Source organism: Pseudosulfitobacter sp. DSM 107133 (genome assembly GCF_022788695.1).
Classification (GTDB): domain Bacteria; phylum Pseudomonadota; class Alphaproteobacteria; order Rhodobacterales; family Rhodobacteraceae; genus Pseudosulfitobacter.
On sequence record NZ_CP085154.1, the window covers coordinates 43,580 to 57,701 of the forward strand.

Below are 14,122 nucleotides of genomic sequence, written 5' to 3' on the forward strand. Positions count from 1 at the left end.
TAAACGCTGAGGGCCGATTGCGGCCTTCAGCGTTTCGCCCATAAAGCTGCGTCACCCATTTTCTCGACAAATGTAGCGTGCGCCCGTGCTTCTTCCTCTGTAATCCGAGACGGCAGCGCGGCGGGGCGCGGCTTGGGTGTCCAGTCGGGCACATCGGTTTGCGTTTTTTGCGAACCGCTTGCGGACAGCCCGAAATCAGGTTGCCGCCCGCCGATCAGCTCCAGATAAACCTCGGCCAGAATTTCACTGTCCAGCAAGGCGCCGTGCAGGGTTCGCGCATCGTTGTTGATGCCAAAACGGCGACACAGCGCATCAAGCGACGCGGGCGAGCCGGGAAAGCGTTTGCGCGCGATTTCCAGCGTGTCGATGGCGCGGTCATAGGGGATTTGGGGCAGGTTCATCCATTGCAGCTCGGCGTTCAAAAACTTCATGTCAAAGGCCGCGTTGTGGATCACCAGCTTGGCATCGCCGATAAAGTCCAGGAATGCCTGACCGACGGCCGCAAACTTGGGCTTGTCACGCAGGAAATCATCCCCCAACCCGTGCACCTGAAATGCCTCGTCGGGCATCGAGCGTTCGGGGTTGATGTATTGGTGATAGGTCTTGCCTGTTGCCATATGTCCCATCAGCTCGACCGCGCCGATCTCGACGATGCGATCTCCGCTGAACGGATCAAAGCCGGTGGTTTCAGTGTCCAGAACGATCTCACGCATCTTGTAAACCTGCCTTGATTGTCTGCACGATGGCCTGCACCTGCGCGCGGGCGTGATCCATCGTATCGGTGATGACGACATAGTCGGCCCGCGCGACCTTGTCATCGTTGGGCATTTGTTTTGCCTTGATCTGCTCGAACTGGGACAAGGTCATAGTGCCACGGTCCAGAACCCGTTTTTGCTGTATTTCAGCTGGAACAGAGACACATACAACGGCATCCATCGCCTTGTTCCCGCCGGTTTCAAACAGCAGGGGGATGTCGAACACCAATATGTCGGATTGCGCCGCGTCGATGAATTCCTGCCGGTCTTTTCCCACCAGCGGATGCACGATTTTCTCGATCCGCACCAGCAATCCCGGATCCTCGGCGATCAACGCACGCAGTGACGGACGCGACACGGCATTGTCGATCACCGCGCGCGGTTCCAGCGCGCGCATCGGCTCAACCGCGCTGCCGCCTTTGGCATAGATCCGGTGCACGGCGGCATCGGCATCCCAAACGTCACAGCCTGCCTCGGCGAACAATTTCGCGGTGGTCGATTTGCCCATGCCAATCGACCCGGTCAGCCCCAAACGAAAGCTCATCGCAAGGCCGCCGCGCGCGCTGCGCTGTCGACAACCGGACGCTGTCCGAACCAGCGTTCGAAGCCCGGCACAGCCTGATGCAAGAGCATGCCCAAACCATCCACCACCACACAGCCCTGCTCTTCAGCAGTGACCAGCAGCCTGGTCTTGAGCGGTGTATAAACCAGATCAGTCACCACCGTGCCGCGCCGCAACCCGTCCAGCGGAACCCGCAGTTCCGATTTTCCGATCATGCCAAGCGAAGTGGTGTTCACCGTCAACACCGCATCGTCCAGCATATTACCGGCCTGCACCCAGTCATAAACCTGCACCCGGCTGCCAAAGTCGGACGCCAGCCGTTCCGCCCGCACACGGGTGCGGTTGGTCAGCATGATTTCAGGCACCCCTGCGTCCAGCAGCGACGCCACAACCGCGCGCGCAGCACCGCCCGCCCCCAGAACAGCGGCCGGGCCAGATTGCGGCACCCAACCCGGCGCGCCGGACTTCAGGTTTTCCAGAAACCCGTAACCGTCTGTATTGTCGGCCTGAATCTTACCGTCTTTGCGAAAGATAATCGTGTTCGCCGCGCCAATCAGCGTTGCGCGATCGGTCACCAGATCGGCAATCTGCATCACGGCTTCTTTGTGGGGAATGGTGATGTTTACCCCGACAAAGCCCATGCCGGGAAGGGTGCGCAAAACCTGTTCCAGATTTTCCGGCTCGACATGCAAGGGGATGTAATACCCCTTCAGCCCCAAAGTTTTCAGCCAGTGGTGCTGCAACTGTGGTGATTTGGAATGGGCAACAGGCGCGCCGATCACGCCTGCCAGTGGAATTTTCGTATCAGTCACGCCTGAAGAACTCCTCGGACTGTGAGAAAGGCCAGAAGCTGTAAAAGTGGCATACCCAGCACGCTAAAGTAATCCCCTTCGATGCTGGCCATCAACCGCACCCCTTCTTCTTCTATCTTATAGCCGCCGACGCTGTGGCGGATGCTGTCCCAGTTGCGGTCAACATAGTCATGTACATAGGCATCCGACGCTTCGCGCATACGCACGCGCACCTGTCCGATGTGGCGCCAAATCGGTTCGCCGTTCTCACAGATCACCGCAGCCGACAACAAGCTGTGTGTATCGCCGCGCAGGGTGGTCAACTGTGCCACGGCCTGTTCGGGCGTTTCCGGTTTCGACAGCAACGTGCCACGGTGGTCCAGCACCTGATCGCAGCCCAACACAAATGTACCCGGCATCTTGTCGCTGATCTTGCGTGCTTTGATCTCGGCCAGAGTATCCGCAATGTCGCGCGGCCTGGCCTGTTCGGCCAGCATTCCCGCCTTAACACTTTCTTCATCAACGCGTGGTTTCATGACCTCAAAGGCGACACCTGCCTGTGTCAGCATTTCCGCCCGAATGGACGACCCAGAGGCAAGGATGATGGACTGTGGCATGTGGATAACCTTGTGCGAAAACCATGTGCAGCGCGTTGGTCCTTTTGTGGGAATTCTGCGCAGCGGGTTCAATCCCGAATTTCGCCGGCTTTTTGCCCGGCTTCACCGCCGTTGTACCCCCATGCACAAGGATAAGACAGCACCTGTTGGCGAAGATGTTATTGTTACAGTCTCCACAAAGTTATCCACACACCGTAGTGAAATTATCAGGTTTAATCATTTGAAATTAAATGATTATTTTTCCATTCTGCTTTGGTGGCAAATTCAGGGTAAAGTTTTCCCACTGTGCATAACCCGGTGTACGAACCATTAATCCACAGATTTCAAAGCCCCTACTTAATCATCAACCTTTCTTTTCTCTTCTATTTATTATTAGTAAGAGACCAAGAGCAGGGGGCCCCATGATCGACATTCTGAGCAACTGGTATCCCTACATCAAAGCGTTGCACATCATGTCAGTGATCGCGTGGATGGCTGGGTTGTTCTATCTGCCGCGTCTGTTCGTGCATCACGTCGAAACAGCCGGCCTGAGCGGGCCCAGCCATGACCTGTTCCTGATGATGGAAGAAAAATTGCTGCGGGTGATCATGAACCCCGCAATGATCTCGACCTGGCTCTTTGGCCTGCTGCTGGTGATGACACCGGGGATCGTCGGCTGGGATATGGTCTGGCCGTGGACCAAAGGGCTGTCGGTTCTGGCAATGACAGGGTTTCACATGTGGCTGGCACGCCAACGCAAGAACTTTGTCGCGGGCGAGGGGCTGAAAACCGGCCGCACCTATCGCATGATGAACGAGCTGCCAACGCTGCTGATGATCGTTATTGTACTGTCTGTGGTCGTGAAGTTCTGATTTTATTGACTCCGGCACCGCTTTTGCCTATCTGAGCGTAAGCACCCCGTTCGGGGACCGCATCTAGCGATATATTTTTGATTTGGGACAGCCAGGTTTGCGCCGGCTGCGACGTGTTTGCATGACAACTGAAACAATCGAAGCAACTGAAACAGTTGAATGCCTGACGTTGGCCGAGTTGAAGGCCAACAGCCCCAAAGATCTGCTGGCGATGGCCGAAGAGCTTGAGATCGAGAACGCCTCGACCATGCGCAAGGGCGAAATGATGTTCCAGATCCTGCGCGAACGCGCCGATGAAGGCTGGGATGTCTCCGGCGACGGCGTGCTGGAAGTGCTGCAAGACGGTTTCGGTTTCCTGCGCTCGCCCGAGGCTAACTATCTGTCCGGTCCCGACGACATCTATGTGTCGCCCGAGATGATCCGCAAATATTCGCTGCGCACCGGCGACACCATCGACGGCGGTATTCGCGCGCCGGACAATGATGAACGCTATTTCGCGTTGACAGATGTGGCGAACATCAACTTCGAAGATCCCGAAAAGGCCCGTCACAAGATCGCCTTTGACAACCTGACGCCGCTGTACCCCGACGAGCGCCTGACCATGGAAACCGACGAACCCGCGACCAAGGACCGGTCGGCGCGGATCATCGACCTGGTGTCGCCCATCGGCAAAGGCCAGCGGTCGCTGATCGTGGCGCCGCCGCGCACCGGTAAAACGGTTCTGTTGCAAAACATCGCCAACAGCATCGAACGCAACCACCCTGAATGCTACCTGATTGTTCTGCTGATCGACGAGCGGCCTGAAGAGGTCACCGACATGCAGCGTTCGGTCAAGGGCGAGGTTATCAGCTCGACCTTTGACGAACCCGCAACGCGCCACGTCGCCGTGTCGGAAATGGTCATCGAAAAGGCCAAGCGTCTGGTCGAGCACAAACGCGACGTGGTGATCCTGCTGGATTCGATCACCCGTCTGGGCCGCGCGTTCAACACCGTCGTGCCGTCGTCGGGCAAGGTTCTGACCGGTGGTGTGGATGCAAATGCCCTGCAACGCCCGAAGCGTTTCTTCGGTGCTGCACGGAACATCGAAGAGGGCGGCAGCCTGACCATCATCGCGACTGCGCTGATCGACACCGGCAGCCGCATGGACGAGGTGATTTTTGAAGAGTTCAAAGGCACCGGTAACTCGGAAATTGTGCTGGATCGCAAGATCGCGGACAAACGCGTGTTCCCGGCCATCGACATCCTGAAATCCGGCACCCGGAAAGAAGAGCTGTTGGTCGACAAAATCGATCTGGCCAAAACCTTTGTCCTGCGCCGCATTCTGAATCCGATGGGCACCACCGACGCCATCGAATTCCTGATTTCGAAGTTGAAGCAGACCAAGACAAATTCGGATTTCTTCGATTCCATGAACACCTGACCCTTGGGGGCGTGACCGATGGATACGATTTTCGCCCTTGCGACGGCGCAGGGCCGCGCAGGCGTGGCCGTTGTGCGCGTGTCGGGACCGTCAGCGCATAACGTCGGCCGCTTGTTGTGCGAGAGCCTTCCCGATGCGGGAAGCTTTGCTGTTCGCGCTCTGCGATCCGGCGGCGAGCTGTTGGATCGTGCGCTGGTGCTGACTTTTGCTGCGCCACACAGTTTCACCGGCGAGGATGTGATCGAATTGCATCTGCACGGCAGCATTGCGATCATTCAAAGGGTGCTGACCGCCTTGGGTGATTTCGATGGTGTGCGTCTGGCCGAACCGGGTGAATTCACCCGCCGGGCTTTGGAAAACGGCAAGATGGATCTGGCGCAAGTCGAAGGTCTGGCCGATCTGATAGATGCCGAAACCGAATTCCAGCGCGCCCAGGCCATGCAAACGGTCGAAGGGGCGTTAAGCAATGTGGTCGAAGAGTGGCGCGCGCGATTGATACATGCGGCGTCATTGCTTGAGGTGACAATTGATTTCGCGGACGAGGATGTGCCTGTCGATGTTGCGCCCGAGGTTACCGGACTGTTGGCAGATGTGATTGCGCAGGTTTCTGACGAGGTGTCTCGATCTTATATAGGTGAACGTGTGCGCGTCGGGTTCGAGGTGGCGATTGTTGGGCTGCCGAATGCCGGAAAATCAACTCTTCTCAATGCGTTAGCTGGACGTGATGCAGCGATTACGTCAGAATATGCGGGCACCACCCGCGATGTTATCGAAGTGCGGATGGATCTGGATGGATTGCCGGTCACGTTCCTTGATACCGCAGGCCTGCGCGAAAGCGACGATCATGTGGAAGCAATCGGGATTGAACGGGCGATTGCACGTGCCAGTAAAGCGGACCTGCGCGTGTTCCTGACGGATGATGTAACCGAATTGCCTCTTACGCCCTCACCGCACGATATTGTCGTGGCGCCAAAAGCGGATTTGCGCAGCGATGGGACAGGTGTTTCCGGTATCACCGGCGCGGGTTTGACTGTTCTTGTTCAGGATGTGAAGGCAGTCTTTTCCGGAATGGTCGCACAGGCCGGCCTGACGTCGCGCGTGCGTCACCGCACCTCGCTGCAATCCGCCGTCGCGGCATTGGAGCATGCGTCGCGCCTCGTCAATCAGGGACCAGAGGTATATGATTTTGCAGCAGAGGAACTTCGCACAGCGATTCGAAGTCTTGAGTTTCTTGTTGGACGTATCGACGTAGAGAATCTACTGGATGAGATCTTTTCCAGTTTTTGTTTGGGCAAATGACAGGAGTGTTTCACGTGAAACATTTTGACGTTGTGGTTATTGGTGGCGGTCACGCGGGCGCGGAAGCTGCCCATGCGGCTGCACGCATGGGTGCCAATACGGCGCTCGTGACCATGAACCTGTCTGGAATTGGCGTAATGTCCTGCAATCCCGCGATTGGTGGCTTGGGCAAGGGGCATCTTGTGCGTGAAATCGACGCTATGGATGGCGTTATGGGCAAGGTTGCGGACAAAGCGGGTATCCAGTTTCGCTTGCTCAATCGGCGCAAGGGCCCGGCTGTTCAGGGCCCGCGTGCGCAAGCGGATCGGGAGATCTATCAACGCGAAATGCTGGCCGCTACAATGTTGCAGACGAATTTGACCATTGTTGAAGGCGAGGTTGTCGATCTCAAAATGTCCGGTCAGCGTGTCACCGGGGTGGAACTGGCAGACGGCACACTTGTAGAGTCCACCGTGGTAGTCTTGACGACGGGCACATTTTTGCGCGGTATCATCCATATTGGCGACGAAAGACGATCTGGCGGCCGAATGGGTGACAAAGCATCTGTCCGTTTGGCAGAGAGGATCGACGCTTTTGGACTTCCGTTGGGCCGATTGAAAACAGGTACACCGCCACGTCTGGATACACGCACGATCAACTGGGACATTCTGGAAGAACAACAGGGTGACGAAGACCCCGCATTTTTCTCGTTCGAAACAACAAGATTGTCCGCGCGTCAGGTGTCCTGCGGGATTACCCATACGAATGAGCAAACTCATGACATCATTACCAGGAATCTGTCGCGGTCTGCGATGTACGGCGGTCATATCGACGGAAAGGGGCCACGCTATTGCCCTTCTATCGAAGATAAAGTTGTCCGCTTTGCCGACAAAACATCTCATCAGGTGTTTCTGGAGCCAGAAAGTCTGAGCGGGAACACGGTTTACCCTAACGGGATTTCGACCTCATTGCCTGTCGATGTGCAAGAAGCATATATCCATTCCATACTTGGACTGGAACAGGCCGATATATTGCAGCCTGGCTACGCGATCGAATATGACTATGTCGATCCGCGCGCGCTTGATGCGACGTTGCAACTGCGCGCAACCACACATCTTTTCCTGGCAGGGCAGATCAACGGCACAACAGGCTACGAAGAGGCGGCGGCGCAGGGTTTGGTGGCCGGGCTTAACGCAGCATGTCTGGCGCAGGGGCGCGATCCGGTGCACTTCGGTCGCGCAAACAGCTATATTGGTGTCATGATCGATGATCTTACAACCCGAGGTGTGACCGAACCCTATCGTATGTTTACTTCGCGTGCCGAGTTTCGCCTTTCCTTGCGTGCTGACAACGCTGACCAACGTTTGACTCCGCTGGCGATAGACCTGGGTGTTGTTTCCGCGCGCCGTCGCGAGCAGTTTGAAATCAAACGGAATGCTCTTGAGGCCGGATATCAGGCTTTGCAACGAGATTCATATACGCCGAAGCAGATCAACAGCGCAGGAATCGCAGTGAAAGAGGACGGCGTGCGCAGAACGCCGTACCAGCTGTTGTCCTTTCCTGACGTTGGTTTTGATGACGTTGTGCGTTTGCAGGCTGATCTTGGTGTTATTGAGGGACCCATTCAAACGCAATTGTCGCGCGATGCGTTGTATGCGAACTATGTTGATCGCCAACAGAAAGACATTGATCGCCTTCAAAAGGATGAGGCTCAGAAAATTCCAGCGGACTTCAAATATGCCGGGATTAGCGGCCTTTCCAACGAGTTGGCGGCAAAGCTGGAAAAGATTCAACCGGGTAATCTGGCCCAGGCAGCACGCGTAGAAGGGATGACCCCGGCGGCTCTTGCGTTGTTGTTGGCCAAGCTTCGCCAGCATCAGAAAAGATCAGCATGACAATAGTACCGGATTGGCTTGATGAGATTGTTTCACGTGAAACATTGGAAGACCTCGAGAAGTTTCATGCACTGTTTCTAAGGTGGAATGCCAAGATCAATTTGGTTTCGCGCTCCAGCGCGCCAGAGCTGTGGAACAGGCACATTTGGGATTCAGCTCAAGTTTGGCAGATTGCACCGAAGGCGGCACATTGGGCAGACTTTGGCAGCGGGGGCGGATTCCCGGCAATTATTTGCGCAATATTTGCCAAAAATACCAACGCTGAAACACGCTTTACATTGGTTGAGAGCGATCAGCGTAAGGCGACCTTTCTGCGCACGGCTTTGCGGGAATTGGATCTGAATGCGACTGTGGTGGCCAAAAGGGTGGAATCGCTTGATTCCTTAGGCGCTGACATCATTTCCGCGCGGGCTTTGTCGCGCTTGACGGATTTATTCGAGTTCGTGGCACAACACATGACACCAGGCGGGCAAGCGTTGTTTCCCAAGGGTGAAATTTGGCAGACAGAACTTGAAGAAGCGCAGAAAACGTGGACATTCGACTATAAAGCGCACACAAGTCATACGGACGCTCAAGCGGCTGTTTTGCAGGTCAAGGAGTTGAAGCGTGGTTGACCCAACACGTCCCATAGGACCCAAAATCGTGGCGATCGCCAACCAGAAGGGTGGGGTTGGCAAAACGACCACCTCGATCAATTTGGCTGCTGCTCTGGCTGAACTGGGCCGGAAGGTGTTGCTTGTCGACCTTGATCCGCAAGGGAACGCATCAACCGGGCTGGGGATTGAAGTTGATGACCGGGTTTTGACGACATATGAATTGCTGCTGGAAGATGTTGATCTGGAAGCAACGATTCTGGCTACCGCATTCGAAAACCTGTCGATTATTCCGGCAACAGTTGATCTGAGTTCCGCGGATCTTGAGTTGATTTCAAATGAGAAGCGCAGTTTCCTTTTGCATGACGCCTTGCGTCAGATTCAGATGGACGCTTTTGCCTTTGATTATGTCCTAATTGACTGTCCACCGTCGTTGAACCTGTTGACCGTAAACGCAATGATAGCATCGCATTCGGTGCTTGTGCCGTTGCAGTCAGAATTTTTTGCCCTCGAAGGATTGTCGCAATTGATGCTGACAATTCGCGAAGTTCGGCAGTCCGGGAACAAGGATTTGCGGATCGAGGGGGTCGTTCTGACAATGTACGACCAGCGGAATAACCTGAGTTTGCAGGTCGAACAGGATGCGCGCGACAATTTGGGCGATCTCGTCTTCAAGACGGTGATTCCCCGCAATGTCAGAGTTTCCGAAGCGCCGTCGTTTGCCATGCCGGTTTTGAACTACGATCCTGCATCGCGCGGTGCGAAGGCATATCGCCAGCTGGCTAAGGAATTCCTACACAACAATGCACAAACGAAAGTAGAGGCCTGATATGGTACCCAAGGATAAAAAACGTGGTCTGGGCCGTGGGCTTTCGGCGTTGATGGCAGATGTGAACGAGGCCGAGCAGGTGACACAAGAGAGTGTTGCGTCGGGGGTTCGTACAGTTCCGATTGAGCAAGTAAAGCCCAATCCGGACCAGCCGCGCAAACGTTTTACCCAGGATGATCTGGATGACCTGGCCGCGTCGATTGCGGAAAAGGGTGTGATTCAGCCGTTGATTGTGCGCGAAAAGGACGGCGGTTTCGAAATTGTCGCGGGCGAACGCCGCTGGCGCGCTGCGCAGATGGCCAAGCTGCATGAGCTTCCGGTGATTGTGCGCGACTTTGACGACACCGAAGTTTTGGAAGTCGCCATTATCGAGAACATCCAGCGGGCGGATCTGAACGCCATCGAAGAGGCGGCAGGTTATCGTCAGTTGATGGACAAGTTTGGCCATACGCAGGAAAAAATGGCCGAGGCCTTGGGGAAAAGCCGCAGCCACATTGCCAACCTTTTGCGTTTGCTACAGTTGCCAGATGATGTTGTTGAAATGGTGCGCAAGGGTGATTTGTCGTCAGGTCACGCGCGCGCTTTGATTACAGCTGATGATCCTTCGACTTTGGCGTTGAAAGTGATTGCCGAGGGATTGAGCGTTCGCGCGACCGAAGCGCTGGTTAAATCCACGCAAGGACGGGGCGATGACGCTGCCCCCAAGGACAAAACCAAAAAATCAAATCCGGCAAAGGATGCGGACACCAAAGCGCTTGAAGGTGACTTGTCGGCTGCGTTGGGAATGCCGGTTCAACTGTCACACAAACCGGGCGCCGAGTCCGGCCAGCTTTCGATTTCATACAAAACGCTGGATGACTTGGACGAATTGTGTCGGCTGCTAAGCGGAAGCTAATCTGCCAGCAATTCGCGTAAAACACCGTTCAAAACGCTAACACCTTGTTCTGTAACGGAAATATTTCGGCCTCTCTGATTGAGCAAACCAAGCTCTGAGAGGTTTTTCAGGGTATCAGGGGCCACAGAGCGCCCGGAAAGTGCCTCAAAACGCGCCAAATCCACGCCATCGGTCAGGCGCAGGCCCATCAAAAGAAATTCGTTGGCCTGATCTTCACCGGTCAGGGCGACGTTTGGCAATTGCCGCAGCTTTTCCAGCCAGCGTTTTGGATTGCTGGGGGCTTCGGTGGCAAAGCGTTGACCGTCGGTGGTGATGCGGCCGTGCGCGCCGGGACCGATGCCGACATAATCACCATAACGCCAATAGATCAGATTGTGACGCGATTGCGCACCGTCGCGGGCATGATTGCTGACCTCATAGGCAGGCATGCCAAAGTCGGCACAAATATCGCGGGTCAGGGTGAACATATCGGCAGCGCGGTCTTCGTCCGGTAGTCCGGCGAGTTTGCCCGCATTGTAGCGGTCGCCGAAAGCCGTGCCTTGTTCGATGGTCAACTGATATAAAGACAAATGGTCGATCGCCATGTTCAGAGCCTGCTTCAGCTCGGCTTCCCATTCGTTCAGTGTCTGCTTTTGCCGTCCATAGATCAGATCAAAACTGACCCGATCAAAAGTCTTGCGCGCGATGTCAAAGGCGGCGCGGGCTTCGTCAGCGGAATGGATACGACCCAGGCGCCGCAAGTCTTCGTCGTTCAATGCCTGAATGCCCATCGAAATCCGGTTCACGCCCCCCGCCCGGAAATTGGCAAACCGCTGCGCCTCGACCGAACCGGGGTTGGCTTCCAGCGTGATTTCCATGTCGTTTGCGGTAGGCCAGTGTTTGCGAATGGCGTCGATGATGTCGGCGACGACCCAGGGCTCCATCAGGCTGGGGGTGCCGCCGCCAAAAAACACGGTATGCACGATGCGTCCGGGTGTTTGATCGGCGGCTTTGCGGATTTCTTCCAGATAGGCATCGCGCCACGCGGCGTGGTCGATGGTGCGGGCTACATGGCTGTTAAAGTCGCAATAGGGGCATTTGGCTGCGCAAAACGGCCAGTGGATATAAATTCCAAAGCCGCCGTTTTGCCAGTCTTCAGTCAAAGCAGCCGTCGATCAATTTTTTGAACGCATTGGCGCGATGGCTGATCTCGTTCTTTGCGTCGGCGGTCATTTCTGCAAAGGTGACGTCGTGACCAACCGGTTGGAACATCGGGTCATATCCGTGACCATGTTCACCGCGAATGGGCCAGACCAATGTGCCCTCAACTGTGCCCTCGAAGACCTCGTCATGGCCGTCCGGCCAAGCCATCACCAGCGTCGAGCAAAACCGCGCGGTGCGCGGTTCGGGCGCGTTGCGTTCCTCCAGCAGGTTACGGGTTTTGGTCATGGCCATCAGGAAGTCGCGACCATCGGGGGTTTCGGCCCAATCCGCGGTGTAAACGCCCGGGGCGCCGTCCAATGCGTCGACCTGAATACCGGAATCATCCGACAAAGCAGGCAGGCCGGTGGCCTGCGCCGCGGCGTGCGCCTTGATCCGGGCGTTTCCGACAAAGGTGGTTTCGGTTTCTTCCGGTTCGTCCAGCTTCATCTCGGCGGCACCGATGACCTGCACGCCGAATGGCTGGAACAAGGCTGTCATTTCTTCCAGCTTGCCCGCGTTATGCGTCGCCACCAACAACCGGTCACCGGTGAATTTGCGTGTCATGCCGTGGCTGCCTTTTGTGCGGCGACCAGTTCGGACACGCCTTTCTCTGCCAGATCCATCAGCTGGTTCATCTGATCGCGCGAAAAGGTTTGGCCCTCGGCGCTCATCTGGATTTCGATCAAACGCCCGGTGCCTGTCAGGATAAAGTTGCCGTCGACACCGGCTTCGCTGTCTTCAGGATAGTCCAGATCCAAAACCGGCTGGCCCGCGTAAATCCCGCAGCTGACGGCCGCAACAGGGTCTACCAAGGGGTCAGAGACGATATCACCCGCTTTCATCAGCTTGTTCACCGCCAGTTTCAGCGCGACCCAACCGCCGGTGATCGACGCACAGCGGGTACCGCCATCGGCTTGCAGTACGTCACAGTCAATGGTGATCTGGCGTTCGCCCAAGGCAGAGCGGTCTACGCCCGCGCGCAGCGAGCGGCCGATCAGACGCTGGATTTCAACGGTGCGGCCACCCTGTTTGCCCATCGCAGCCTCGCGGCGCATGCGGGTGTTGGTGGCGCGGGGCAACATGCCGTATTCGGCGGTGACCCAGCCCAGACCTGACCCCTTGATAAACGGCGGCACGCGGTCTTCAATGGTGGCGGTACACAGCACATGTGTGTGACCAATCTTGATCAAGGCGGACCCTTCGGCGTGTTTGGTAAAGCCTGTTTCAATGGAAACAGCGCGCATTTCGTCCAGTTTTCTTCCCGAGGGTCGCATGATACATCCTTTTCTCTGTTGGGGCCGAGATAACGCCCCGCGGGGTTGCGGCGCAAGTGCGATTGACCTTTTGTTATCCAGCCCGTCTAGTGGCGACGCCGAGGCAAAATATGACAGATACACCGAATATTCTTGAAGAGCTGAATGACAGATCGCGCGAGGTGTTTCGCCGCGTTGTCGAAGGCTATCTTGCGAATGGCGATCCGGTGGGGTCGCGCACGCTGACCCGTGATTTCAGCGAAAAGGTCAGTGCGGCGACAATCCGCAATGTGATGCAGGATCTTGAGTTCATGGGGCTGCTGGACAGTCCGCATGTCAGCGCAGGGCGCATTCCGACCCAGCGTGGATTGCGGATGTTCGTGGATGGGCTGATGGAAGTTGGCATTCCTGATTCCGCAGACCGCGAAAAGATCGACGCGACGCGCGGTGGCAACGAACGTGATGTTGCGGGGTTGCTGGATCGTGTGGGCTCGGCCCTTTCCGGCGTCACGCAGGGGGCGTCGCTGGTGTTGGCCCCCAAACACGAGGCGCCGATCAAACATATCGAATTCGTGTCGCTCGGGCATGACCGGGCGTTGGGCGTGCTGGTGCTGGCTGACGGGCATGTCGAAAACCGACTGTTCACGCCTTCGCCCGGCCAAACGCCAAGTTCGATGCGCGAGGCGGCGAACTTTCTGAACGCGCTGATCGAGGGCAAGACCCTGAGCGAAGTGCAGTCGGTAATTCAAAGTGAAATCAAGAAACGCCGTCGCGAGATTGACAGTCTGGCCGCAGAACTGGTGCAACAGGGCCTGGCCGTTTGGGATGGTGACGACGACAGCAATCAGCGTCTGATCGTGCGGGGCCGGTCGAATCTGTTGGGCGCTGCAGGTGAGGGTGAGGATCTTGACCGAATCCGCACGCTGTTTGACGACCTTGAACGCAAGCGTGATATCGCCGAATTCCTCGAATTGACCGACGAAGGCCACGGTGTGCGCATTTTTATTGGTTCAGAGAACAAACTTTTCTCACTTTCGGGTTCCTCTCTGGTGGTTTCCCCATATATGAACGCAGATCGAAAGATCATCGGAGCGGTGGGGGTCATCGGACCCACGCGATTGAATTACGGGCGCATCGTTCCGATTGTGGATTATACGGCGCAATTGGTGGGCAAATTGCTGACCGATAAAAGTTAGAGGTG

General features: G+C 56.2%; 15 protein-coding genes. 8 read left to right on the plus strand and 7 right to left on the minus strand.

Annotated features, from left to right (window positions below; translation table 11 throughout):
• Positions 1–26: 26 nt before the first annotated feature.
• Genes dnaQ through DSM107133_RS00225 form a run of 4 tightly spaced genes read right to left on the minus strand, consistent with a single transcriptional unit; the run spans position 27 to position 2,725 of the window.
• The gene (gene dnaQ / locus DSM107133_RS00210; RefSeq protein WP_114291833.1) at positions 27–713 is read right to left on the minus strand and encodes a DNA polymerase III subunit epsilon; all 687 of its coding nucleotides are present in this window, start codon (positions 711–713) and stop codon (positions 27–29) included.
• A complete protein-coding gene (coaE, locus tag DSM107133_RS00215; RefSeq protein WP_114291834.1) occupies positions 706–1,299 on the minus strand; it encodes a dephospho-CoA kinase in 594 nt (197 codons plus the stop codon). Before coaE ends, dnaQ begins: the two co-directional genes overlap by 8 nt.
• Positions 1,296–2,129 carry a shikimate dehydrogenase gene (locus DSM107133_RS00220; RefSeq protein ID WP_114291835.1) on the minus strand — a complete coding sequence of 278 codons (834 nt, stop codon included), beginning with the start codon at positions 2,127–2,129 and terminating at the stop codon, positions 1,296–1,298. The genes coaE and DSM107133_RS00220 overlap by 4 nt, the downstream gene beginning before the upstream one ends.
• Positions 2,126–2,725 (minus strand): nucleoside triphosphate pyrophosphatase, encoded by a 600-nt coding sequence (locus tag DSM107133_RS00225; protein ID WP_114291836.1) that lies wholly within the window; start codon positions 2,723–2,725, stop codon positions 2,126–2,128. Before DSM107133_RS00225 ends, DSM107133_RS00220 begins: the two co-directional genes overlap by 4 nt.
• A 401-nt stretch (positions 2,726–3,126) precedes the next feature.
• Between DSM107133_RS00225 and DSM107133_RS00230 the strand changes: the two genes are divergently transcribed.
• The 7 genes from DSM107133_RS00230 (at position 3,127) to DSM107133_RS00260 (ending at position 10,486) form a co-directional block, all read left to right on the plus strand.
• The gene (locus DSM107133_RS00230) at positions 3,127–3,576 is read left to right on the plus strand and encodes a CopD family protein (protein ID WP_114291837.1); all 450 of its coding nucleotides are present in this window, start codon (positions 3,127–3,129) and stop codon (positions 3,574–3,576) included.
• Positions 3,577–3,697: 121 nt separating this feature from the next.
• The gene (gene rho / locus DSM107133_RS00235) at positions 3,698–4,996 is read left to right on the plus strand and encodes a transcription termination factor Rho (RefSeq protein WP_114291838.1); all 1,299 of its coding nucleotides are present in this window, start codon (positions 3,698–3,700) and stop codon (positions 4,994–4,996) included.
• A gap of 18 nt (positions 4,997–5,014) precedes the next feature.
• Positions 5,015–6,295 carry a tRNA uridine-5-carboxymethylaminomethyl(34) synthesis GTPase MnmE gene (gene mnmE, locus DSM107133_RS00240; RefSeq protein ID WP_114291839.1) on the plus strand — a complete coding sequence of 427 codons (1,281 nt, stop codon included), beginning with the start codon at positions 5,015–5,017 and terminating at the stop codon, positions 6,293–6,295.
• A gap of 14 nt (positions 6,296–6,309) precedes the next feature.
• Entirely contained in the window at positions 6,310–8,169 is a 1,860-nt protein-coding gene (gene mnmG / locus DSM107133_RS00245) for a tRNA uridine-5-carboxymethylaminomethyl(34) synthesis enzyme MnmG (protein ID WP_114291862.1), read from the plus strand.
• Positions 8,166–8,783, plus strand: coding sequence for a 16S rRNA (guanine(527)-N(7))-methyltransferase RsmG (gene rsmG / locus DSM107133_RS00250; RefSeq protein ID WP_114291840.1), 618 nt, complete (start codon positions 8,166–8,168; stop codon positions 8,781–8,783). The genes mnmG and rsmG overlap by 4 nt, the downstream gene beginning before the upstream one ends.
• Complete coding sequence (locus tag DSM107133_RS00255; protein ID WP_114291841.1) at positions 8,776–9,591, plus strand: AAA family ATPase; 816 nt, start codon at positions 8,776–8,778, stop codon at positions 9,589–9,591. Before rsmG ends, DSM107133_RS00255 begins: the two co-directional genes overlap by 8 nt.
• 1 nt (position 9,592) lies before the next feature.
• Complete coding sequence (locus DSM107133_RS00260; protein ID WP_114291842.1) at positions 9,593–10,486, plus strand: ParB/RepB/Spo0J family partition protein; 894 nt, start codon at positions 9,593–9,595, stop codon at positions 10,484–10,486.
• Here the strand turns inward: DSM107133_RS00260 and hemW are convergent.
• Genes hemW through rph form a run of 3 tightly spaced genes read right to left on the minus strand, consistent with a single transcriptional unit; the run spans position 10,483 to position 12,942 of the window.
• Positions 10,483–11,628: a radical SAM family heme chaperone HemW gene (gene hemW, locus DSM107133_RS00265; protein ID WP_114291843.1), complete on the minus strand. Its 1,146-nt coding sequence runs from the start codon at positions 11,626–11,628 to the stop codon at positions 10,483–10,485. The two genes, DSM107133_RS00260 and hemW, sit on opposite strands and share 4 nt — an antisense overlap.
• Positions 11,621–12,232: an RdgB/HAM1 family non-canonical purine NTP pyrophosphatase gene (gene rdgB / locus DSM107133_RS00270; protein ID WP_114291844.1), complete on the minus strand. Its 612-nt coding sequence runs from the start codon at positions 12,230–12,232 to the stop codon at positions 11,621–11,623. The genes hemW and rdgB overlap by 8 nt, the downstream gene beginning before the upstream one ends.
• Positions 12,229–12,942 carry a ribonuclease PH gene (gene rph, locus DSM107133_RS00275; protein ID WP_114291845.1) on the minus strand — a complete coding sequence of 238 codons (714 nt, stop codon included), beginning with the start codon at positions 12,940–12,942 and terminating at the stop codon, positions 12,229–12,231. The genes rdgB and rph overlap by 4 nt, the downstream gene beginning before the upstream one ends.
• Positions 12,943–13,052: 110 nt before the next feature.
• On the opposite strand from rph, the gene hrcA reads away from it, so the two are divergent.
• Positions 13,053–14,117, plus strand: a complete 1,065-nt coding sequence (gene hrcA, locus DSM107133_RS00280; RefSeq protein WP_114291846.1) for a heat-inducible transcriptional repressor HrcA — start codon at positions 13,053–13,055, stop codon at positions 14,115–14,117.
• Positions 14,118–14,122 lie beyond the last annotated feature (5 nt).

Bases quoted from the DNA above. Each gene is read 5' to 3' on its own strand.
- rdgB (WP_114291844.1), bottom strand. From the start codon at position 12,232: ATGACACGCAAATTCACCGGTGACCGGTTGTTGGTGGCGACGCATAAC.
- DSM107133_RS00230 (WP_114291837.1), top strand. From the start codon at position 3,127: ATGATCGACATTCTGAGCAACTGGTATCCCTACATCAAAGCGTTGCAC.
- coaE (WP_114291834.1), bottom strand. From the start codon at position 1,299: ATGAGCTTTCGTTTGGGGCTGACCGGGTCGATTGGCATGGGCAAATCG.
- mnmE (WP_114291839.1), top strand. From the start codon at position 5,015: ATGGATACGATTTTCGCCCTTGCGACGGCGCAGGGCCGCGCAGGCGTG.
- rsmG (WP_114291840.1), top strand. From the start codon at position 8,166: ATGACAATAGTACCGGATTGGCTTGATGAGATTGTTTCACGTGAAACA.
- DSM107133_RS00225 (WP_114291836.1), bottom strand. From the start codon at position 2,725: ATGCCACAGTCCATCATCCTTGCCTCTGGGTCGTCCATTCGGGCGGAA.
- rph (WP_114291845.1), bottom strand. From the start codon at position 12,942: ATGCGACCCTCGGGAAGAAAACTGGACGAAATGCGCGCTGTTTCCATT.
- rho (WP_114291838.1), top strand. From the start codon at position 3,698: ATGACAACTGAAACAATCGAAGCAACTGAAACAGTTGAATGCCTGACG.
- hrcA (WP_114291846.1), top strand. From the start codon at position 13,053: ATGACAGATACACCGAATATTCTTGAAGAGCTGAATGACAGATCGCGC.
- DSM107133_RS00260 (WP_114291842.1), top strand. From the start codon at position 9,593: ATGGTACCCAAGGATAAAAAACGTGGTCTGGGCCGTGGGCTTTCGGCG.
- dnaQ (WP_114291833.1), bottom strand. From the start codon at position 713: ATGCGTGAGATCGTTCTGGACACTGAAACCACCGGCTTTGATCCGTTC.